Source organism: Pararobbsia alpina (assembly GCF_965118125.1).
Classification (GTDB): domain Bacteria; phylum Pseudomonadota; class Gammaproteobacteria; order Burkholderiales; family Burkholderiaceae; genus Pararobbsia; species Pararobbsia alpina_A.
This window is the reverse complement of record NZ_OZ221289.1, coordinates 119,050-140,994: the sequence shown is the minus strand read 5'-3', so window position 1 is coordinate 140,994 and position 21,945 is coordinate 119,050. Positions and strand designations below refer to the sequence as shown.

The window sequence follows — 21,945 nt, the reverse complement described above, 5'->3', positions numbered from 1 at the left end:
GACACAAAAAAGCCCGCAACCGCGGGCTCAATATTGTCGACATCGACAACGCTCACTCACTCGCAGAAAAGAGTTTCCCTATGAGGTCTCTGATGCTTGCCTCCTGTTCTGCCGTAAGGACGCCAGCCTTAATCTTCACAGTCAGCCCTCCCGAATCCTTCGTGATCGAACCGGCCTGAGTCTTACCAGAGAATATCTTCTCAATGTTTCTATCGGAAACGGCACTCCGGCGGCCATCGCTATTCAGGGTTTGGTTGATGGCGCGAGCCAGCTTTGTCTGATCCAATTTACCCGTGACGACCTGCTTCCATAGACTCCTGACTTCCTCGACTACCTCTGTGCCCCGATTGCGAAGGGATGCAACAATGTCCTGAGCAGCATTGCCGCCAAGCAGACGAGGCTGCTCGTCAAGATCCTTAACGACAAAATCAGGCAGCTCTGCGAATGCCAAGTATCGATACAACTCTCCGCGCGAGATTCCGAGAGCCTCAGCCATCCGTTTGCGATTCGGAAACTCCTTCTCCGTCGCGCGTATCGATCGCGAAATCTCATAGTCCGTGAGATCGTCACGCACCACATTCTCCACAAGCGCCAGCATCGCCATATCCTCATCCGAGAGATCGACGATCACGACTTTGATTGCTTCCCGTTCGATGAGCTTATGCGCGCGCCACCGACGCTCGCCGGCAACGATCTGGTATCCACCAGGTGCCCTGCGCACCACGATCGGCTGAACCAGCCCAGCTTCACGAATTGACTCGGCGAGCTCGTTGAGTTTCGTCGCGTTAAACACACGACGCGGCTGCCAAGGATTCGGGCTGATGTCCGATACCGACAACTCGCTCACCGCAGAATCTTGTTCCAACTCAGCGACGCGCTTCTGCGCCGATGCAAGCGCCGCCGCCATACCCGGCGCTGTGCGTGGCGCAGGCTTGGCTTCCTGCTGCGAATCGAGTTCGATGTCCTTGGCCGCACGAAGATCTGCGGTCTTGCTCATCATTCTTTCTCGCAAGTTGCTCATGCTGCCGCCCTCCATTGCGCCACGAACTGGTCATCGATCCACTTGCAATAATCGATCAACGGTTGCTTAACCCGAGCAAGCGTCTTAGCGACGCCATCCGCTCGAGAAAGATCAAATACAGTCGAAAAAGCTAGAGCACCATTGCTCATCACCGAGCTGACCGGTACCTCGGTTGTCGATAACCAGTCACCGTATGCTCGCTGGGCCCAGGAGCGAACGACGGGAGCCGACGACGTTGTCCCGTAGTCCACCTTCGAAAGCAGTACGGAGATAAAGTCGTAGGTCTTGTCCAGCTCGTGCTCGACAAATCCGGCGGCCACTTCCGAAAAGAGGGACCAAAATGAAACCGACGAAATGAAGTCGAGACTTTCAGGGACCAAGGGCATCACCATTGCATCGGCTGCCATTAGTCCGTTCAAGGTCATGTATGACAGGGAAGGCGCCGTGTCCAAAATGATGTAGTCATACTGCGCGAGCAGGGGCTCGATTCCACGTCTGAGCACCGACCAAAACTCATATCCCGGATTCTCCTTTTGCGCCGTCGGCAAATGAAACTCGGCATCGTGCAAATAGTTATGTGCCGGGATAACGTCGAGCCCATCCCAGTAGGTCGTCTGCACTTTCGTGGCCAAACCACCTTCGAGCGATGGATCGTAGATGAAGGGAAGAACGGTGTCCTCCCACGTCACATCCTTCTCAGCGTAGAGCCCACAGAGCTCCGACAGCGACGCTTGCGGATCAAGATCGATTGCCAACACTTTGCGTCCGCGCAAACTCAAACCCTGGGCGATACACATCGTTGTCGTCGTTTTGCACGAGCCGCCCTTGAAGTTCGCCGTAATCAGAACGCGACCGCGGTGAGCTCTGCCGTCTCCAGCCGGCCCCGTCTGGTATATGTCGCTTACGCGCTGAACCCACGTTCTAGCCTCTGCCAGGGTAAATACTCTCGCCCGGCCCGTCCCATGCACTTGGCCTGGGGGTAGATCGGCGCCCTCTTTTGTGGCTAGATAGTTAATCTTTTGACGATCAACACCGCACATTTCGGTTAGCTCACCGATAGTGAAGAGGGGAGGCGTTTTTCTTGGCCGAGGTGCAAGAATCTGGTCTCGCAAATCATCTGTCATCACCGACAAACGTTTTGCGAATTCACCCAGCTGCGAGAGCTTGACGCTCCTATCGACAGCCGGCAATTCACTCATTTTCATGGGAAGCGTCCTTTACGATTCAAAGGTGAGGTGTTTTGCTCGAGCTATAAAAGCGTTTTCACGCTTTTGTGTTCGATGCAGTTGAACCGTAGAATAGCGATGTAACCTCTGAAACTCCAGAAAAATGTAGATCTTTCTAGGCCGCACGGCGCTCCACCAACGTTTGCGCCCAAAGATTCCATCGTCCTTCACCGATTGATACGGACGCAGCGCAAGCAAAGTGAGGTTAATTGTGACGCAGCCCACTGCGCGGCAATCCCCGACCTCGCACGCGAGGCACAATTTGCCTCACCTTTGACGAGCTAAAGAGCTCAAAAACGGCTGCCTTTTCGTCCCGTCACAGAACGCCTCACCATGAGACGTTTGGATCACCCTGATTTCACCGACACAAAACTCGAAAATCTGCTCACTCGGTCTCATGGTTTCCCCACGCCGGTTTTCGTCACCGCCGCACCCAATGGATACGGTTGTTCGTATTTCTATAACAAAGAAACTAACCAACAACCAACCGAGAAACAAATATGTTGCAAAAACATATGCTTACGTTAGCAAGGTGAGGTGAGGTGTGTCGGAGGTGATGTTTATTGAGATCGAAGGTGAGGCGTATTCCCCGGCAAGGTGAGAAGTCTTGGCGCTCGAGGTGAGGGAATTTGGCGCAAAGGTGAGGTGAAAAGGCCAATGGTGAGGAAAATTGTGAAGGTGTCCGCGGTATGGTGAGGTCGAAATGATTGACACTTCACCTTCTCGCGGCTAACGTACCACCCATCTTAGATTCCCATTCGAACGCGCGGGAGGGATGCATGGCAAAAGCAGGGCAGCTGGCAACATCCCGGCAGATTGCGCTCGCATTGTTCGAGGAGAGCGCGAGCGAAGGAGTCAGCGTCGAGCACGCGCGATCCGATATTGGCTTTGCCCGTAACAACATCCTGATCCGTATCGTTGACCTTGGCGTTGCGGCCCGACGACTCATTGACGCGGCATATTTCATTGTCGCCCAAGAGGAGCATCCGCGAGACCTCTACGAGGTGGAGCTTGATTACTTCAAGTGGCTGATGCGGTACTCGAGTCGCAACAACGCGCACTTGGAGCAGGTCATCACCGAGGCGCAGAAGGCGCTAATCCAGGCGACGACTGCCGCCGACGAGCATGGAGATCGACCGTTCGGCTCGACTCAGTTGATCGGACGCATTTCGTATCAGGGCGGACGGTTTCAATTTCGCGTGCCCCCGGATTTGACCGGGATCATCCGCGGTGCCGGCAAATCGCATTGGCTGAGTTTGCGTATCACGTCGATGTTCACGCTCTCCTATGCCCGTGTCATGTACGACCATCTTCAGCCCTTCGCGGACGAGACGATGACCGAATGGATTCCTCTTGATGATCTTCGGGGATGGCAGGGCGAGATGGGCGCCAACGCCCAGATCTTCAAATACTTCAAACGTGACTGGCTGGATCCTGCGGTCCAGCAGATCAACGAAGTGTCCGACCTCGCGATTGGCTATGAAACCCGCAATCTTCCGGGCTCGCGCAAGATCGGCAGCTTGCGTTTTCGCATTTCTCGCAAGGATCTGGCAGAGCGCGTATTGCACACGCACGAGCACGCCCAAGCGATCTATCAAACGCTAAAGAAAGAGTTTGGTCTCTCGACCACGCAGTTCAATCAGATCGCCGGCAATCGAGATACGTATTCTGACGAGCGGCTACAACAAGCAATCGATCGCACCCGCTTCAGCCTCAAACTTGGAAAGGTGACGAAGAGCCCGGCCGGCTTCTTTATGAAGGCACTCAAGGAAGGGTGGGTCGTGTCAGACGCCGAGCGCGAAATGGTCGAAGTCCAGCAGTCTCTTGCGTTACGAGAGCAAGAAGCTGCAGCGGCCAAAAGTCACACTCAAACGCAAACCGCTCTGCAAGCGGCGGCTCAGGACGTGAGCGCGCGTGATCGCCAGAACGACGAGATTCGACAGGGGTGGGAGGTCTACCAATCTGCGTCAGCTGAGCAACAGGAAGACTGGCGTCGACTGTACAAGCGCACGCCAGCGGGGAAGCTCACGCTCAGGCGACTGAATATTGATCCGATGGCAAGCCTGACAGCGACAAGCTTCGACGATCACTCAGCTTTGAAAGACGCCTTCGCGGGATACGTCTTTGTGCAGATGAAGTCGTCAAAGTTGAAGCCCTCGTAGTTCGTTGCTGGTCCGCCGATCGCCTCACAAGCTCTAGCCCATCAAGTCCGCGGCGACGATTTTGGCGATTGAGGCGTCGAGACGCTTGCAGTCACGCGCGTACGGGCTGACGGCAAAGCACTGCGCGGCCCGGTCGAGGTAGAGCGTTGGCGCTGAACGCCTTCGTTCGGACGCGTCGTTTGACCGCAACCAGCCTTGTAGCCACTGGCCGCAGTCCTTGGCCGCGCTCACCGGCCACCGCAAGGTAACGGTCGTCGCGCCGGGATGAAGCTCGACGACGATGTCTTGCGTGGGAGCGGGCGATGAGGGCGCGATCGGCAGCGGCACACACGCGGCCAGTGCTTCGGGTGAGGGTGCGCTGGCGACGACATCGCTGGCATCGCGCGTGGCTATCTAGCGTCGCAGCAAATTCGCGTTGATTCGGTAATGCAACGCGACGTCCGCGATTGAAATCCCGGGATGCCCACGCGCTTACGAAGCATTCGACGATGCGTCTGCTCTCTTCTGCACAACGTAGCGCCTTGCGGCTTCTAGACACAAGTTCACAGCAAACACGATAAGGGACTTGTCATTGATTTCTTATCAGGAATGCTGCCACTTCTTGTTAAGAGTACGCGTCGCTCTAAATTCCCTAAAATAATTATTCCCACCTATTCTCGATAAGCTGCGGTAAATCGGGTAGCTTTTCGCCCCCCACGATCAGGTCGCGTTGATCCAATACACCCCAGACAACTTCGGGGTCGGGGATCGTGCGACTGTTCAAAAAGAAAGACATTGCGAGTGCGATAGCAAAAGCACCAGGCATGTACGCCGAGGACGATCCCAATGGAGTCGTCTTCGATTTGAAGACGCGAGGCCGTCTCGAGGCGAACCATTGGAAAGTCGCGACCTTCGTCGTTGGCGTGATTGCCGCTGGATCCGTTTGGACACGTAATCCTCCGCCGTCCGTAACCACGGTTGTCGGTGTCTCGTCGGACGTCCAAGGCAAACCGATCGTTCGCAAGCTTTCGCAATATCAGCCTGACGATCAGGCCGTCCGGTGGTCTGCCGGCGATATCGTGACGCGTCTTTTTACGATCGAGCCAATTCTTACACCTCATCTGCAAGACTCGCGGCTCGCGCTGAACGTGAACACCGTCAAGCAGCAGATGAATGGCGCCGCAGTCGATCAGTTGCGCACGTGGCTCGACGAGGATCAACCGTTCAAGCGCATCACCGAAAACCCCAAGCTGGTGCGACTGCCCAAACTTGGCGGCGCGACCATCCTCCCTGATTCAACCGTCGCAGTCGACTTTACGACCACAACGATCGAGTCATACGGCGCGAAGCCGATCGTTGAGCACTACACGCTCACGATGCGGTATCAGGTCACGCCCGTTACGGCTGACGACGCCGTCACGCTGAACCCCTACGGCTTTCATCCCGTCTTCTTCACTGTCCAGAAAAACGCCGCCTAGTCGGCCATCCGAGAGCTCAGCTATGCGTCGTTTGTCCCGCCTCCTTCAGATCGTTACCGTCGCGACAGTGGCCGTCGCTGGCGCTGCTTCGGCCAAGCCCGGCCCTCACGCCAGTGTTCCTTCGCCGGCAAGTGGCGATATCGGCGAGATCATGAACCCGGCTAACCCGTACAACGGCGGCACCGATCCCGTCACCATGCCGGAAGACGCTCGCATTGCCGTGTTTCCCTACAGCGACGATCAAATCTTCAAGCTTCTGACTGCGCCGCTGAAGACAACAAGTATCGAGTTCGCCAAGGACGAACGGCTCGCATCCGACCCGGCGCTCGCAGACTCGCTGCAATGGGATATTGATACGGACGGCGCGAACCACGTGTATGTGAAGCCCCATAAGCCCGATCTCGTCAACACGCTCGAGGTCGTGACGAACAAGCGCACATACGATTTCACGCTCGTTTCTTCACCCATGGGCGGGCTGTTCTATCAGCGCGTGAAGTTTCGCTACGGCGAGTCGATTTTGACGAAGCTGAACAAGGGATCGACATCTAGCCGGGCCGGGGAGGGGAGTGCCGCCTCATCGGATCTTGCTGCGGTCGATGAGTCTGTGCTGCCGGGCGTGACGCCCGAGAAGATGAACACGCTCTACACCGTCAGTGGCGCGGCCGGCTTCAAGCCCGACCTCGTCTTCGACGATGGCAAGTTCATGTATATGCGCATCCCCGAATCGTCCCAAATTTGGCCGATTCCGATGCTGTTGGAACACGGCGACACGGTTACGCCCAACTTCATTCGACGTGGCCGATTCATCGTCATCGAGCGACTTGCCGACGAAGTGGTGTTGCAATCCGGCGAGGACAAGGTCACGGTCGAACGGAAGTCCAAGCGTCTCTTCGGTCTGTTTTGAGCGGGGATCGCAATGTCGACTACACCCGAAGATCCGAAGGCCGCGCTGCGTCGAGGCAAGATCCCACGAAATATCATTTTCGGCGTCGGGGCAATCGCCGCGGCCGTGATTGGCATTCTTGGCTTTCACTATCAGGTTCAAAGCGAAGCGAAGGCACAGGCTGACGCGGAAGCAAAGAAGGCCGCACAGATTCAGCCTGCGTCTGCAGTACCGGACGTGCGCAACGACCTCGAGCAACAGATCAAGGCGCAAGAGGCTCAGGCGCGCGACGAGGCTGCACGTGCGCAACGCGATCAGGAAAACGCAAATGGCGAGAACCAAGGCGTTAAACCGGCGCTGACGGCGGGCGACTTCCAACCGCAACTGGGCAAGGACGGCCACGTAGAACAACTCGCCAAGGATAACGAGCAAGACAACATTTTCACGAGCGGCTTCTTCGCACAGCGCGGCAAGTCGTCGGGAAACTATTCGCGAGGGCCGGCGAGTCCGGCGGACGACATACCCGATCCGATGGCCGCGCTGGCGAAAGGGCAGGTCGCCGCGCAACAGCAACTCGACGCGGCGCGAGCGCTCGCCGGTGCAGCGCCGAATGAACAACCGACAGCGGCCGGCAACAGCGCCCGTCGCGAGCAGTTTCTGAGCTCTGCGTCCAAACAATCCCTCCCGGACTCGACAGGCATCACCGCTCAGTTGCCCAAATGCACGGTCCCCATGGGGTTCCGGGTGAAAGTCGAATCCAACGACGCGCTCGATTCTGATCTGCCGGGCGACGGCACTGCGACTGTGGCCGAGAACATCTACGGGGGTCAGCGTGGCGAGTGTCTCGCTATTCCTCAAGGCACGCAGTTGTATTTCAAGTACAGCGGCGACATCGCGGTGGGGCAAGAAAGCATCCAGGTCGCAGGCGTTCGCCTGACGCTGCCGAACCACAAAATCGTGCCGCTGCTCGGCATGCAAGGTGGGGACCCGAACGGTTACACCGGCGTGTCTGGCGATGTGAACAATCATTTCTTGAAGATCTTCGGCACGTCGCTCTTCATCGCTGTGCTCGAGCACCGTTTCGACAATTCGACGACGGCGCAAACAGTCGGCCCCAACGGAGTGACCTCATACGGCACGACGGCGGGTCAGGTCGCGGCTCAGACTTCGCAGACGGTCATGCAACGCAATCTGCAAATCCCGCCGACGATCACGACCAAGCAGGCTCAAGTCTTCTATCTGCGGCTCAACCGTGACATCACGATGGAGCCGTATGTTGAATAAGACCACGATCGCGACAGTAGCGGCATCGCTCGCGCTTTCGTCTCTCGCCCACGGCGCGACGATTGAGCGATTCATTGCGCCAAACGAGGTGTTAGTCGCGAACCGCGCGACGGGTGAGATGACGGTCGCGAAGTTGGATGGCGAGCCGGTCTACTACTGCGGTATCGATGCGTTTAAAGCGGCATCGGCTCCGATGATCGGAACGGCTTTCGACGTCGCCAGGGTCGAGCGTTCGTTCATCGCGTCCGGATGGCTTCGGCCCAATGTGCTCAGCGATGAGGCGCAAGCCGCAGTCGCCGAGGGGCGTGGTGGTTGGGCGTGTGCTTCGACCAAGACGCCATTCGATCTGATGCATTCGAGTGTCGACGCCTCTTTGCTTGCCAGCGTCGCGCTCAACGAGTCGGCGTTCTCGGGTCGCCCTTGGCCCTGGACTTTAAACGTCGCCGGCAAAGGCTTTTATTTCGCTTCGCGGCAGGACGCCTATTCGGCAATCCAATACCTACTGGCTGCAAAGCGGTGTGACTTCGACGTCGGATTGATGCAGGTGAATTGGTGCTACCACTCGAAGCGTTTTGCGTCGGCATGGGCGGCGCTCGCACCACAAACAAACATCGCGGTTGCCGAGGACATTCTCAACGAGAACTACCGCAAGAGGGGCTCCGCGGTGAAGGCGATCGCCTATTACCACAGTGCCAACCCAACCCCCGGCGCCGCATACCTTGCGCGCTTTGTTGCCCATCTTCATCAGGTCAACCTCGGTCTATGAAACGAACACTCATTGCGCTTTCGGTAGCGTTGATGTGCGGACACGCGTTCGCATCCAATACCGATCCGTTCGACTTTGACTATCAGATCGCGGCCAGCACGGCGAACCGGCCCGCACTCGTGTTCAACGACGGTGCAAATACCTACGTGCAACCGCGGGCGGGCCAACTTGTTGTCGCTGCCGGCGCGCACCGCGAGGGTCCGTACGTCGTGCTTCCGTCGGTACCGGATTCGTTTCAATACATGGTCAACGGTGACACGGTGAGCGCGACCTGGCGCAAAGGCAACAGCTTCATGGGCGAGCCGGGTAATGCGAACGGAGATCTTCCGGGGAATTTCGCGGGCTTCTCCGATCGGCTCATCCTGGTTGGCCAGCGCAGCGCGATTGATGCGGTGCGCCCGCTCGCAACGACGACTCCGCTGTCTGGCGTTGTGAAGGCGCTCGTGCCCCAAGGGTGGTCCGGCTCTGCGATGAAGAACATCGATCTGACGAACAGCGTCACGTTCGCGACCAAGGACGGCGAGAACTGGATGCAGGCGCTCGATCGGCTAATGAAGCAATCGGGCTTGTACGCGCAGGTCGATTTTGCTTCGAAGCACATTTCACTGCGCGACAGCGCGCCGAAGTCGGGCGGCATGGACTACGACGCAGCGAGCCGCGCTCCTGCGATCGCCGACCCGACCGTAAAGACGGTCGTTGCAGACGCACCTTCGTTGAGCACATCGACGCAAGGCGCGTCCGCATCAGCGAGCGCCTCGCCGTCAACGACTGCGCCGACGCTCGCGAGCGCGTTTGGCGCCGACGCCATTCGTGATGGTGACGACGCGCACATTGAACTGCGGTTCGTGAGCAAACCCGGGGACCTCACGGTCACTGACGCGGACGGGAAGTCGTTGAAACCGAGATGGGACGAAGCCGCGCATGTGATGACGTTCAATCGTGCCGATCGATTTTTCGTGTCTGACGGTAAGACGCGTGTAGAAGTCGCACGCACGCGCAACGTGGACTTCGTCTTCGCCAAAGACAACACGGCCGGCCTCGAAGCGGTGTTCGACAAGGATGGCGCGACCTACCTCAAGTTCTCCGACTCGGTCATTCACGTCAACGTCTTTGACGCCAATCACATTGGTCATGGCGAGCAGAAGGGACGCTACTTCAAGTTCGATGGAACCCCGGAAAAGCTCACCATTGTCGCGGACGGTGCTGTGCTCGACGTGAAGCGCGAGCCCGTCGTGCGTTTCTACGAGCGCTCGGGAGCCGCGTCGTGAAGTACCACGTTGCAGTTGCGCTCGCTTGCTTCGCTGCTTCGGCGGCGAATGTCTCGCGCGCGGACTGCCTCGACGACGCGGCGAACTATCACGGTGTCGATTCGACGCTTTTGCACGCGATCGCGAAGCACGAGTCTGGGATGAACCCGCGCGCCGTGAACCATAACGCAAATGGATCAGACGATCTCGGTCTCATGCAGATCAACTCGTCATGGCTACCGAAGCTCGAGCGCTTCGGGGTCACACGCACGAGTCTGTTCGACGCGTGTGTGAGCGCCTATATCGGCGCCTGGATCCTCGCTTCGAACTTCGATCGCTATGGACGGACGTGGGATGCCGTGGGCGCGTACAACGCGACATCCCCTGACAAACAGATTCGATACGCCACTCAGATCTACAACGTTTTGCGCGGCGAGGGCCGCTAGGGACCAAGACTATGAACCGCACAGTTCTTCGATTCACATTGCTTGCCGCCGTTTCATTGGTCGGCAACGCCCTCGCCTCGCAAGCGCCCGTTGCGCCACCTACTGCGCCGCAAGGGGATGGCTGGCAATTGCTTTCGTCGTCGTCCTCAGTGACAAGTGGCGCACAAGTGCAGACATCCGCATCGCCGATGCCGGCTGCGCCTCGCGTGCTCGACGCATCGACATCGCCGGCCGCTGTGGCGTCCGCTCCAGTTTCGACGTTGCGAACGGTCACGACCACGGCTGTTGCAACCGTTGACGTGACCGCTACGGCGGTGACCCCAACGACCGCTCCCGCCAAGACATGGAGCGTGAATACGAGTGACACCAACTTCCGCCAGTTGCTCGACCACTGGACTCAACAAGAAGGCTGGAAGCTCGTTTGGAGCTACGGTCAGGACGTGCCGATCGTGGGCGACGACACGTTCACGAGCGACTTCAAATCTGCCGCTCGTCGCGCACTGCGATCGACTGAACTGACCGATACCCCGATCAAGCCGTGCTTCTACTCGAACGACACGATGCGTGTCGTGTCGTTCACGACGCAATGTGACCCGACCCGCACTGCTGCCGCTCAATAAGGAAGATTCGCCGATGACATTCTCCAAGTTTGCCCTCCGCCCCGTCGTCGCGGCACTTGTCGTTGCGTCTTTGCTCACCGGCTGCGTTTCGCCCGAGCTCGCGATGAAGACCAAACACGAAACGGACACTGCACTGCAATCGTACGGATCCGTCAGCGATCAGTTCGTCGCGTCCGTCAAACATGACCGCGCCTCGATCGAGGCGGAAGAGGACGTCGATAAGCCGTATCTGGCAGGCAAAGCGGTGCCGCTCGCACGATCGGTAACGCTGCCGCTGGCTCTCCAGGGCAATGTGAACACCGTCGTGCTGTTTCCTGAACCGTCGGTGACGCTCGCGGTTGCCGCTGAACGTATCTTTAAGGCGTCCGGTATTCCCGTGAAGGTCGCCCCGGACGTGTATATCCCGATGGCGATGTTGCTGCCGTTGCAACTGGGCAAGGGTGAGTCCAACGAGAAGTCGAGCGGTGGAAGTGGAAAGGCGCTCGCGGCACTGGGGCCGGCACCCTCGCATGGCTCGCCGCTGCCCAATGGAATGCAAGCTGGCATTGCGTCGACAGACTCGCCCGACTCGGTGCAATTGAGGGACAAGGAGGCGATGCCGCTTGCCCAGATCCTTGACTTGATCACGACCCGCCTTTCGATCAACTGGGAATACGACTCGGACAAGAACGTCATCCGCCTCTATCGTCTGACGACGAAGACGTGGAAGGTGCCCGTCGCGCCGTCCAAGGACTCGTTCACAACGACATTCCAGCAATCGACGCAGCAACTCAGTTCGTCGAGCGGCTCGGTCCAGCAATCGCAGACGGATCAGCCCAACAAGTCCGAGGTCAAGGATCTCGACGAGCTCGACGAACTCAAGAAAAGCCTTGCACCCGCGATGACGCAGGCGGGCAGTGTCGACGCGAACTATGCGACGGGCACGATCACGCTGACTGACACGAAAGAAGCCGTCGAGCGCGCCGACGACATCATGAAAGATCAGATCGGCATCTTGTCGCGAGCGGTCCAACTGAATTTCGAACAGGTTCAGGTCACGATCAACGACGACGGCGAAGCCGGTGTTGATTGGAATGTCCTCTTGAGCAAGGCGCTCTCGTCGGTACCGGGCTTCTCGCTTGCGGCCACGGCTCCGCTGTCGTTGGTTAGCGCCAATGCAGGGAGCCTCGCTCTGAATCTCACGAGCGGTAGCTTCAAGGGGACGAGCGGCATTATCAAGGCGCTGAGCGATATCGGCCACGTGAAGACGTCGACGGGCGCGCCGATGATGGTTCGCAATCGTCACTCAGGAAGCACGAACAGCCGCAAACTCTTCAGCTATGTCAGCAGCACGACGCCGGCGACCGCCACGGCGGGTGGCACCGGCGGTGTGCCGGGCATCACGACGTCGCAAGGTTCGGTCGGCTTCAAGCTCGTCGTTTATCCGGATATCACGAAAAACGACATCTACCTGACGATGGGTTTCGACTCGTCGCAACTGAACGATCTCGCCGAATTCAACTCGGGCAGCGGGGCGAATCAGCAGACAGTGCAAGAGCCCGACATCACCGGTAACGGCATTGGCGGAACGCTGGTCCCGATGCACAACGGCGAAACCGTGATCGTGACCGGCTTCGACCAGACGAGCAATCAGTACGACAAGCGCACACTCGGCGCGAAGCTCCCGGTTTGGGCAGGTGGTTCCGAGACGGCCAATCACACGCGTACGTTCACGCTCGTGTTGATGACGGCCAGCATCAAGGATCTGGGGGCCGGCCTGTGATTCTCGACGTCAACGGCAAGAAGCTCGCCTTTGGTCTTTCGTGGAAGCCGCTGATCGACGACGCTGATCCGGCGACGATGGCCGCGCGTGTGGCTCGCGACATGAACGCGAAGACGATTTGGCACGACGGCCGAGCGCTACATATGGGCGCTCTCGCGGCAACCGATCGCGATGTGCCGGCGAAGGATATCTATGCGGCCGCCGCCGCGCTTGCATCGATGGCCGATCTCGGTGCTAACAGCCTCTTCGTGTACCGACTGCAGCAAGGCGCAAGCGCGCCGATCTTCTTGATGATCGGAGTTGTGCGCGGTCGTCCGCGCGTCGGCTTCGACGTGGTCCTCAACGAGGCGTCGGTGGTGACCGAGCGCGCGCAAGAGTTCGCGAAAGTGTGCGGATCGAATTTCGTGCTCGCGGGAAATAACGAGGCACTCGTCGATGTGATCGGCGCGGACAAAGTTTCGAGTACTTATGCGCTGTCGCTCGAGCAGCTTGCCACGGCCGCGACCTCGACCGCGCTCATGCGTAAGCCGCGCCGCATCGTGTCGTCGAAGAAGCGCAAAGCGGTCGTGATCGGGGTCATCCTCGTTTTGTTTGGCGCAAAGGTTGGTCACGCGAAATGGTCCGAGTACCAGGAGCTCGCGCATCGCGTGACCCCTGAGCAGAGAGCGGCCGAGGCGTACAAAAAGCAACTGTCAATCCAACTCAGCGCAATGTCGCTCGGCGCGAGCGCTGTGGGCCCTTGGTATCAGTGGCTACGGACCATGCCGTTCGCGGTCGGAGGCTGGCATCTCTCGGGCATGGACTGCGCGGCATCGGGCGGAACGCTCCAGTGCGCTGTGCTCTTCAAGCCAGAACTTGCGCAGGCCACCAACGAGTCGTTCGTCGGTGAGGCTCCCAAGGAATGGCCACGCCCGACGCTTTCGACGGACGGCAAGCAAATCAGCGTCGTGTTCGCGGCGCCGACCGGTGGAGCTCAACGTCTCGCCGAGCGGCTATTAAATCCGGCGTCGGTGTACGACGCCAATTTGACGTTCGGCACGCAATTACGCGACATCGCGGCCGCCTCCACCAACACCAGTGTCGGTCGCTTTGGATTGTTTCCGAATGGGCGCGCCGTGCCCATTGGATTCGGCATCACGCCGATGCAGTCGGCGAAGTGGGAAGTGAAGGGTCCGGTTCGAAACACCGAACTCATCGCGCAATTCCCGCACAACGTCACGCTCGAACATCTCCATCTCGACTATCACGGAAAGACAACGCCGGGGTTGAAGTCCTCGGTCTTCATGCTCGTGGCATCGGGTTCTGTTTACGCCAAGCAATAGGAGTCACTCCCATGAAAACCAACTATCGGATTCTCGTCGCGGCGCTCGCCGTCGTCTCGGTTACGGCTCATGCCGGTACGACGGCTGGGGAGCTGATCGATATCGATGCGCAGACAACAAAAAGCACGATGCTGTCGGCGCTCGCCAAAGCACAAGCGAGCGCCGGCGGGGCCGGTGTCGCTAATCAAGGGGGCTTTCCGACCGGCCCAGTCGCACCGAGCTCGGGTCCAGTTGGCGATGCCCCGAAATCGACGCCGCCCGCGACCACTGCGGTGTACGGGTTGGACGCGAGCGCCATCGGCATGAAGCCATCGCTGCGGTCGCTGGTTCGTTGGAATGGCATCGTCTATCCGGCCTATAGGGGCGCGACGATTCGAGGCTACAAGGTCGTCGCCGTGACGGTCGAGGGCACCACGCTCGAAAAGGGGCGCGAACGTGTCTTTGCGGAAACCGAGATCGACGACGGCAAAGCTGTCGAGTCGGCCGCGGATCCGCGCAAAGCCCTCGCACAACGCTCCCCTCTGCCGCCTCAGGCCGTGGCTTCGGGGATGCCCGTTCCTCCCGCCGCAGCACAAGGCGAGCAAACACCGCCGGTATTCCTGCCGGTGCCTATGCAGGCGCAAGCGCAACAACAAGCGAGGGAGCAATGAGTTTCTTCCGAACGCGCAGCGCCTCCGTGGTGGAGAACACAGCTGGCGGCTCCAGTGACGGCATCCGTGTGCTTACCGCGCACACGCCCGTCGTCGACCGACACGGCCCCGTGTCACGGGCTGGTGCTGTTGACGTTGAATTTTCAGAAGCTAGCCCGAAGTCGGCTACTGCGCGCGCGCAGCAATGCATCGAACACGTCGACGACCTACCCGTGTTCAGCCGTGCCTTATACGACGACCTTCGTATCGGTCAGTCGCTGCGCTACGAGGTCTGTCCGATCGAGATCAGCCCGGCGGGTGCGGACGGCAAGCGCCCGGTCGCAGCGATCGTATTGCTCGAGCAAGAGCTGCGCTCGGACATCGTCGAGGAAATCGCACAGCGTTTGTCGTTCACGCATGAGAAGGCCGAGCCGTTTTACTACGTCGCGCTGCCGTCCGTGATGGTGGCGCTCGGTCGCGGGTCGGTCGAAAGCACTGATCATGCAGCGGCGTTCAAACAACTGACGCGATCGCAGAATACGAATGCGTTCTGGGGCTTCTTTACCGACGTGGTGCGGTTCGCACGGAAATACGAGGCGTCCGATCTTCAGTTCGAAATCGCTGACGCCAGGCCATTCTCTCAGGTGGCGTTCTGTATCGACGACAACATGGTGCGACCGCGCGAGTTTCGGCCGAAGTCGCCGGACCTGATTGAAACGATGGCGTACCTTTGGCAGAAGGGTCGCGGCGGCGCTCAAAGCTCGTTTAGCATGACGCTGCCACAGCAGACAAGCATTCGTGCCACGATCGACGGCGAGAAACTCTCGTTTCGTTGGGGCTCGCAGCAAACGGTCGATGGCCACGTCACGACCATGCGGATGCAGCTCGAGGACCATCGAGAAGAATTCAGCACGCTCCAAGCGCTCGGTTTCACGGCTCAGCAAAACCTCCTCTGGGATCGCAACACGCTGCTTCACGGTGGCGGGGTGATCAATGCCGGGGTCGTGGGCTCCGGTAAGACTCGCACCCTCGCAACGCAAATGTCGAAGCTGCCGGGCGAGTGGAATAAGTGGGGCATCGAAGACCCGCACGAAATCGACGTCCCGGGCATGCATGCCGTGAGCGTTGCACGCCGAATGGACGACGAGGATGCGGAAACCGATCCTTTCATCGTCCAGAAGCGGATGATGAAGCGCCAGAAACCGCACGCGGTCTTCATCGGTGAGATTCGCGACTTCGCCACGGCGTCGCTGTTTAGAGACATCGCCGGTGCCGGTCTGCGCGCGCTATCGAGCGTACACGCGCCGTCGGCGCCGGGGATTGCCGATCGGCTGTCGGACAGCGAACTGCGCATTCCGCGTTCCGTGCTCGGCACGCCTGGGTTCATCAATCTGTATGTCTATCAAGCGCTCATCCGCGTTACGTGTCCCCACTGTGCACTGCAGGCGACATCCCTGCTGGATAACGACTACCTGCGTCGCGTCGAGCGCGTCTTCGGCATTGATGCCGACGCAATGCGCGTGCGCAACCTCAACGGCTGCTCGCATTGCTCGCGTCCCGGCCTGCCCGCGGAAATGTTCAACGGACTGCTTGGCCGCACGGTCGTCGCCGAAATGTTTGAGCCGGACGAGGAGGCGTTGATGCTGATTCGCGAAGACCGCGGTATCGAGCTTCGACGCTATCTGCGGTCATTGCGCACCGCTGGCTTCCACGAAGAAGACTGCACTGGCAAGTCGGTCTACGAAATGGCGATGTACAAGGTCGCGCAGGGTCTCATCGATCCGCGCGTGGTCGAGGCGAAGTTTGGTTCGTTCGATGTGTACGAGGGCGATCAGCGGAAACAGCGAGTGTTCGTCGACCGAGCTACGGCGTCGCGCTTGGCCGCAACGTCGCGAGTGGCAGAGGAGGTTACGGCATGAGTCTCTTCAGTCGTATTCAAGCGAAGCTCGAAGGCGTTGCGAACGGCGTCACGCGTCGCTTTAACAACGCGGGCGATCGCGCTTTCGGCCGGCGCTTGTTCTGGGTCAAGTATCGATTCAGCGATGAGCGCGCCGAGTATTACTTCGATCTCGCGTCGCGCATGGAGGCGAACCCGGGCGTCCCTTTCACGGAGTTCTTCGCGAAGGATGCGCAGCGCTATCCGGACGAACCGAAGGGCGTGCTTTCGTCGATCTGGCTCGCGCGCTACGAGGGTATCGACGGCCATGAACAGGCGGCAACGTTTAGCGACATCCTGCGCGGCACCATTCCCGACGAAGACCTCGCGGTGCTGGGCGTAGGCGAGCGATCGAGCGATCTTCAGCAAGCGTTGTATGCACTCTCGAAGAATCTGACGGCGTTCGATGAAACACGGCGAATGGTCACGGCCATGATGGCTGCGATCGCGATCACTGTGCTCATTATCCAGGTCTACCTCGGCGTATACGCGTTCGTGTTGGAGCCACGGCTTGAAGCGTCGATGTCGGTGTATCTAACGGTCGATCAATACGGGCCGCTCGGGAAAGCGTTTCACTCGTGGGGCGCGCTGGTTCGGTCGTGGGGATGGGTGCTGCTTGTGGCCGAGGCCGGGCTCATCGCCTCCGTGAGCTGGTCGATGACGCGGTACACGGGCCGGATGCGCAGTTGGCTCGATGAGAACGTGCTGTTTTACCAGATATTCCGGCTGTTTCAGGGCGCGCAGTTTCTGGCCGGCCTCTCGGCAGTTACAAAGCGCTGGGGCGGCAAAGAAAGCCAAACGCTCATGCCTGCGCTCGAAGAGATGCGCCAGCGCGCATATCCATGGCTCAGGCATCACGTCGATCGCATCTTGCACAAGCTCGAATACACGCCGCATATCGGGGCAAAGGTTTTTGACACGGGCATGTTCGAGAAACGCACCTTGCACCGGATACAGGACAGATCCGAATACGAGGAGGACTTATCGAAGCTGCTCGAGGCGGTCAGTGACCAAATGATCAAGACCGCGCCGCACGAGATCAAGCGTAAGGCATCGCGCATCACGACGTTTCTGACGGTCACGCTGTTGCTTGTGATGGTGGTGTTGTCGCTCTCGAGCTATCAGGTCACGCAAGAGATGTCAATGAAGGCGCGGGCCGCGCGCGTCTACGGACGATAGACGTCGTGGGACAGTCGGGCAATCGAATACACATTCAACCTTTCCAATCCAACGGGGTAATCCATGAAGGCAAATGACGTGACGAACAACGAACTTATCAACGACGACATGATCGCGGCACGTGACACCACGGTGATCGTGCACGATCCGATTGCCGAGCTGAACCGACGCACGCGCAATCAAGCGGGCGCGACGATCCTGGTCGAATATGGCTTGTACCTCCTGCTCGCCGTTGCGCTTGCGATCGGTTATTACGCCGTCTTCGGGAGCAACTCGGTCGACACGGAAAGCCAGAATCTCGCGAGCGAACTGACGTCCGTTGCGGGCAAGGTCAAGAGCGGGTTCGCCGGCAACTATGGCGTCGTCTCGAACAACGTGCTCCACAACAACGGCTACTTTATCGATCGCACGTCGCTCAAGGATGCGGCTGGCAACGTGACGGTCGTGCCGGGTGGCGGTAACTTCACAGCTGAGCCGGGCCAGTTGACGAACCCGAACGACTCCGTGCAATACACGGTGACCAGCATGCCGGCGCTGTCGTGCTCGACGTTGGTCTCTGCCTTCGCCAACAGCGCGGGCGAGATCCTGCTCAATGGTGACGTGGTAAAGGCTGTCGGCGGTCAGGCCGATCAAACGAAAATCAACTGCACCAACGACGACAACACGCTCGTGTTTGTGATGGGGTAAGTCGTCTGCCACTCGGTCGAAAAGACCCCCCGAAATCGCGAGCTTTTGCGCCTCCGCGCGGCTCGCGATTTCTTTAGGATGCGATGTAAGGCCATCCGCGTCGACGCGACGCGTTCACTTCCCCGGGCACCTCTATGTTTCTTAGCGAGCAGGCGCTGAGCCTGATAGTCGGCGCAATCGCGCTGACGTACGCCGTTCAGAATAACAACGACGCAATCGACGCGGTGACGGCACAGGCAACGGGGCAGTATATGGCCACGTTGCAGCAGGCCGAGAACACATACATCTTCGATAACTTCACCGCGCTGTCGACCTCGGACAACACAGCGGCCACGTTGTCGGCCGGGCCGCCTGGCAACATAGTTTCGGCCAACATTGAACAGCCGCTCAAGCCGACCGTCGCAGACCTGAAGGCGCTGAAGTTGCTACCGATTGGCTTCAACGAAATCACGCCCTTGAAGCTCACTTTTGCAACCACGCTCACGCCCGTGAATTGCCCGAGCACCGATTGCGTGATTAACGGCATCATCTATTCGACGCAGCCGTATCGCGACACGAGCGGCCGAGTGCGTGAAGACGTTCTGACTCAGGCCGTCGCCATCGCGGGTGCCGACGCCGGCATGTCGTACGCTGAATCTCCTAACTTGATCGTCGGGCTTGGAAATGAATGGAATGAGCCGAACCCGGTTGCGCCAGCGAGTGCCGGTGTGCTCGCGATGCATGTCGGTGCGTCGTCGTACCTCGGCAATGTCGTCGACGGGTTGTATCCGCGCAATGGGTCGCGTGATCTGACAGGCGACATGCCCGCCAATAACCAAAGCATCGGCAACGCCAAGAACATGCAGGCGAACGGCACGGTGCAGGGCGGACAGGTCTCCTCGCTCGGCAACATGAACGCTGCTGGTAATGTTGCGGCGGGTGGCAATCTCACCGGTGCCGCACTAGCGGTCACTGGCTCCGCAAACATCAATGGCGAAATGCAGAGCGGGTCGGTGTTCACCGGGCAAGTTGTGGCGACGGCCGCTGTAAGCGGTCAGACGGTGACGTCTGCAGGATCGGTTAACACTGCCGTGGGGGGCGGCTACGCTACAGCGGGTGCGTCATGCGCCGGCGAGCGGCTGGGCGCGATTCGATCTGACAACACGGGCAAGAGTCTTTCATGCCAAAACGACGGGCTATGGCATCCTGCGAGCGGTGACGGCGGCGCAGCGGTCGGTAGCTCTTATATGCCATCTTCCGGCGTGACACAGTATTTCGGCATTTGCACGTCAGTCGGCGGATGGAGCTACTCATACGTTTTGGCGGGGTGGGAGATAACCCCGTACTACATGCCGTACAACAATAACGATCCTTCTTCACCGGTCTGCCCTAGCAACTTGCCTTATTTCTACGTGCTCAATTGGGTTACGCAAGACACCGGAGGAGGCTAACAAATGAAAAAAGGCCGGAGTCTAATTCTCCGGCCTTTTTTCAGTTAGCGCAGATATTCAGCGTTAATGGCATTGGAGAACAGCGACGCCGTTGACATCACCTGTGGTCGGCAGATGCAATGCGTACCCGATTGCCAGCATGGGGTTACTTGGGTCGGTACCGACAAACTCCGACGACATTGCATAAGTCGATCCGTCGCCAAGGAAGTTGCCCGGCAATACGTTTGTCTTCGTGATCGAAACGCTCGAATCGCTGCCAACTGAAACATTGAACGTAATCGAATTGATACCGAGACCGCCTACATTCACGTTCGCGGTAACGGAGTTCAACGTACCCGGCGCCACCGCCCCCGATACAGCCGTCGGCTTCGTAGCGCTTGCCAGTGTGCAATTCCATGTCGCGAGACTACCGCTAGTTGTCAAATTAAGGGGCTTTGCGACGACATAGTGAACGCCCTGGTTCGCCGAAAGTGAGCCGGAGGTCGTTACCCCGTTCGTCCAGCGGCCGATTGCGTACGTGCCGTCGCCCGCGACGTCCGAGACGGTCCCGGAGGTAATCTGAATCACATTCGCGCTGCTGTTGTTGATCGCGAGTTTTGTGTAAGCGCCGTTCGATTGCGAGGTCAGATTTGCGACTGCAAGATTCTCCGACAGGATGTCCCACGAACCCGGCGAAGCAGGGCGGAAGTCCTGTGGAATGAGCAGGCCTGCGACCGGATCGCCGCTGACAGCTGGCGCCGAACCCGAGACGTTGACGGTCGCTGCGGGAGGGGTAACTGGGGGCGTTGCAGCGCCCGTGCTCGAGCTGTCGCCGCCACCGCCGCCGCCGCATGCGGCGAGAGCGAATGTCGAAGCGATAGCGATCAGGCTGAGTCGAAGGTGTGATGCGTTCATTTTTGTTTTCCCAGGGTCTGAGTTGCTTGGATTGGGTGCCGTTTCCGACATCCCTAAATCCATCCTACCGAGTCTGTTTCAAAGTCAAGCCAACGCAAGAGTGAGCGATTCCAGTTAATACTCTCCGCTTCGTCGGGGCAATCCATTGAGTTCTATCCGCGCTAAGCCAACGAGCAAAAGTAGCAAGGACTTCGCGTCGTTGAGATTCAGCCACCGTTACGTTGGAAAAGTGCTTCGTGCACCCAACCGTCGTTGGTGAGAACCAAAATGGCTTTTCCCGATCCCGGCTTGTTTACTCCGACAGCCGTGGTCGGGTAGGCGCTTTGAATGGCTGGATCTCTGAACCAATCCGGGGCATCGCGCAGTTCAAATTGGAAATTCACCTCAGTAACTGTCTTGCCGAAGGCGTCGCTCGGTTTCGAGAAATTCGAAATCTCTTTTACAGTGAGTTTTCCGCCGCAGAAGGCGTCGAATTGACCAACATTTCCCGAACCGCCTTTGACCAGAAAGCTCTTGCCCTTGTCTGTCAACGAATACTGAGTGACGGCAATCTTCTTGTTGAAGCCGTACGGCGCAACGATGACTGCATCATTTGCGGACAACAGTCCAGCCGTTGCGAGTGCAGATGCTTTCTTCTGTGCATCAGCGAAAAGTATGCTCTCCTCCTTCTCCACCCAGAAGGGCGCTTCCTTTTTAGGCAGGCCAGCGCAGGACGCTGGCGAGGTGTCGAGGAATTTTTGAATTGCCGCTGAGAAATTCCCCTTGTTCGCGTCCTCTTTGCCGCTGCATCCGGCAAGGGAGGCCACTGCGATGCTGGCGAGCAAGGCCGCAGCCGGGACAAAAGCTAATCTTCCGTTCGAGTGAGATTGCATAACGTCTAGATATACGGTAATTGAAAAACCGTTAGATCACGGTATCTGCGATAACGGCGATAACTATTAATTCTTTAATTAAACGAACGTCGACGCCCGAGGCAGCATGTCGCGTGTCGAGT

20 protein-coding genes are annotated in these 21,945 nt (G+C 58.7%); 15 read left to right on the top strand and 5 right to left on the bottom strand.

Annotation, left to right across the window (positions count from 1 at the left end; translation table 11 throughout):
* Positions 1–52 precede the first annotated feature (52 nt).
* Together ACMFWR_RS31450 and ACMFWR_RS31445 are read right to left on the bottom strand one after the other, a co-directional pair.
* Entirely contained in the window at positions 53–1,021 is a 969-nt protein-coding gene (locus ACMFWR_RS31450; RefSeq protein WP_413197700.1) for a ParB/RepB/Spo0J family partition protein, read from the bottom strand.
* A complete protein-coding gene (locus ACMFWR_RS31445) occupies positions 1,018–2,226 on the bottom strand; it encodes a ParA family protein (protein ID WP_413197699.1) in 1,209 nt (402 codons plus the stop codon). Before ACMFWR_RS31445 ends, ACMFWR_RS31450 begins: the two co-directional genes overlap by 4 nt.
* Before the next feature lie 800 nt (positions 2,227–3,026).
* Here ACMFWR_RS31445 and ACMFWR_RS31440 point away from each other — a divergent pair.
* Positions 3,027–4,409, top strand: a complete 1,383-nt coding sequence (locus tag ACMFWR_RS31440; protein WP_413197762.1) for a replication initiation protein — start codon at positions 3,027–3,029, stop codon at positions 4,407–4,409.
* A 33-nt stretch (positions 4,410–4,442) separates the two neighbouring features.
* Here the strand turns inward: ACMFWR_RS31440 and ACMFWR_RS31435 are convergent, their stop codons facing one another.
* Positions 4,443–4,736 carry a hypothetical protein gene (locus tag ACMFWR_RS31435; protein WP_413197698.1) on the bottom strand — a complete coding sequence of 98 codons (294 nt, stop codon included), beginning with the start codon at positions 4,734–4,736 and terminating at the stop codon, positions 4,443–4,445.
* Between the two features lie 476 nt (positions 4,737–5,212).
* Between ACMFWR_RS31435 and ACMFWR_RS31430 the strand changes: the two genes are divergently transcribed.
* From ACMFWR_RS31430 to ACMFWR_RS31365, 14 genes are all read left to right on the top strand, one after another.
* Complete coding sequence (locus tag ACMFWR_RS31430; protein ID WP_413197697.1) at positions 5,213–5,866, top strand: type IV secretion system protein; 654 nt, start codon at positions 5,213–5,215, stop codon at positions 5,864–5,866.
* 22 nt (positions 5,867–5,888) lie between these two features.
* Complete coding sequence (locus ACMFWR_RS31425; protein WP_413197696.1) at positions 5,889–6,770, top strand: TrbG/VirB9 family P-type conjugative transfer protein; 882 nt, start codon at positions 5,889–5,891, stop codon at positions 6,768–6,770.
* Positions 6,771–6,782: 12 nt separating this feature from the next.
* The gene (locus ACMFWR_RS31420; protein WP_413197695.1) at positions 6,783–8,033 is read left to right on the top strand and encodes a TrbI/VirB10 family protein; all 1,251 of its coding nucleotides are present in this window, start codon (positions 6,783–6,785) and stop codon (positions 8,031–8,033) included.
* On the top strand, positions 8,023–8,799 hold the full coding sequence (locus tag ACMFWR_RS31415; RefSeq protein ID WP_413197694.1) for a lytic transglycosylase: 777 nt from the start codon (positions 8,023–8,025) through the stop codon (positions 8,797–8,799). The genes ACMFWR_RS31420 and ACMFWR_RS31415 overlap by 11 nt, the downstream gene beginning before the upstream one ends.
* Complete coding sequence (locus ACMFWR_RS31410; protein ID WP_413197693.1) at positions 8,796–10,067, top strand: hypothetical protein; 1,272 nt, start codon at positions 8,796–8,798, stop codon at positions 10,065–10,067. The genes ACMFWR_RS31415 and ACMFWR_RS31410 overlap by 4 nt, the downstream gene beginning before the upstream one ends.
* Entirely contained in the window at positions 10,064–10,492 is a 429-nt protein-coding gene (locus ACMFWR_RS31405) for a lytic transglycosylase domain-containing protein (protein WP_413197692.1), read from the top strand. The genes ACMFWR_RS31410 and ACMFWR_RS31405 overlap by 4 nt, the downstream gene beginning before the upstream one ends.
* Positions 10,493–10,503: 11 nt before the next feature.
* Positions 10,504–11,112, top strand: coding sequence for a toxin co-regulated pilus biosynthesis Q family protein (locus tag ACMFWR_RS31400; RefSeq protein ID WP_413197691.1), 609 nt, complete (start codon positions 10,504–10,506; stop codon positions 11,110–11,112).
* Positions 11,113–11,125: 13 nt separating this feature from the next.
* Positions 11,126–12,874, top strand: a complete 1,749-nt coding sequence (locus ACMFWR_RS31395) for a protein PilN (RefSeq protein WP_413197690.1) — start codon at positions 11,126–11,128, stop codon at positions 12,872–12,874.
* Positions 12,871–14,196 carry a hypothetical protein gene (locus ACMFWR_RS31390; protein ID WP_413197689.1) on the top strand — a complete coding sequence of 442 codons (1,326 nt, stop codon included), beginning with the start codon at positions 12,871–12,873 and terminating at the stop codon, positions 14,194–14,196. Before ACMFWR_RS31395 ends, ACMFWR_RS31390 begins: the two co-directional genes overlap by 4 nt.
* Before the next feature lie 11 nt (positions 14,197–14,207).
* Complete coding sequence (locus ACMFWR_RS31385) at positions 14,208–14,846, top strand: hypothetical protein (RefSeq protein ID WP_413197688.1); 639 nt, start codon at positions 14,208–14,210, stop codon at positions 14,844–14,846.
* Positions 14,843–16,744: an ATPase, T2SS/T4P/T4SS family gene (locus tag ACMFWR_RS31380; protein ID WP_413197687.1), complete on the top strand. Its 1,902-nt coding sequence runs from the start codon at positions 14,843–14,845 to the stop codon at positions 16,742–16,744. Before ACMFWR_RS31385 ends, ACMFWR_RS31380 begins: the two co-directional genes overlap by 4 nt.
* Positions 16,741–17,940, top strand: coding sequence for a type II secretion system F family protein (locus ACMFWR_RS31375; RefSeq protein ID WP_413197686.1), 1,200 nt, complete (start codon positions 16,741–16,743; stop codon positions 17,938–17,940). Before ACMFWR_RS31380 ends, ACMFWR_RS31375 begins: the two co-directional genes overlap by 4 nt.
* Before the next feature lie 63 nt (positions 17,941–18,003).
* Positions 18,004–18,627, top strand: a complete 624-nt coding sequence (locus ACMFWR_RS31370) for a type 4 pilus major pilin (RefSeq protein ID WP_413197685.1) — start codon at positions 18,004–18,006, stop codon at positions 18,625–18,627.
* Between the two features lie 260 nt (positions 18,628–18,887).
* Positions 18,888–20,057: an adhesin gene (locus tag ACMFWR_RS31365; RefSeq protein ID WP_413197684.1), complete on the top strand. Its 1,170-nt coding sequence runs from the start codon at positions 18,888–18,890 to the stop codon at positions 20,055–20,057.
* Positions 20,058–20,120: 63 nt separating this feature from the next.
* On the opposite strand, the gene ACMFWR_RS31360 is transcribed toward ACMFWR_RS31365, so the two are convergent.
* Together ACMFWR_RS31360 and ACMFWR_RS31355 are read right to left on the bottom strand one after the other, a co-directional pair.
* Positions 20,121–20,951 carry a hypothetical protein gene (locus ACMFWR_RS31360; RefSeq protein WP_413197683.1) on the bottom strand — a complete coding sequence of 277 codons (831 nt, stop codon included), beginning with the start codon at positions 20,949–20,951 and terminating at the stop codon, positions 20,121–20,123.
* A gap of 206 nt (positions 20,952–21,157) precedes the next feature.
* Positions 21,158–21,775 (bottom strand): hypothetical protein, encoded by a 618-nt coding sequence (locus ACMFWR_RS31355; protein ID WP_413197682.1) that lies wholly within the window; start codon positions 21,773–21,775, stop codon positions 21,158–21,160.
* Positions 21,776–21,945: the final 170 nt, after the last annotated feature.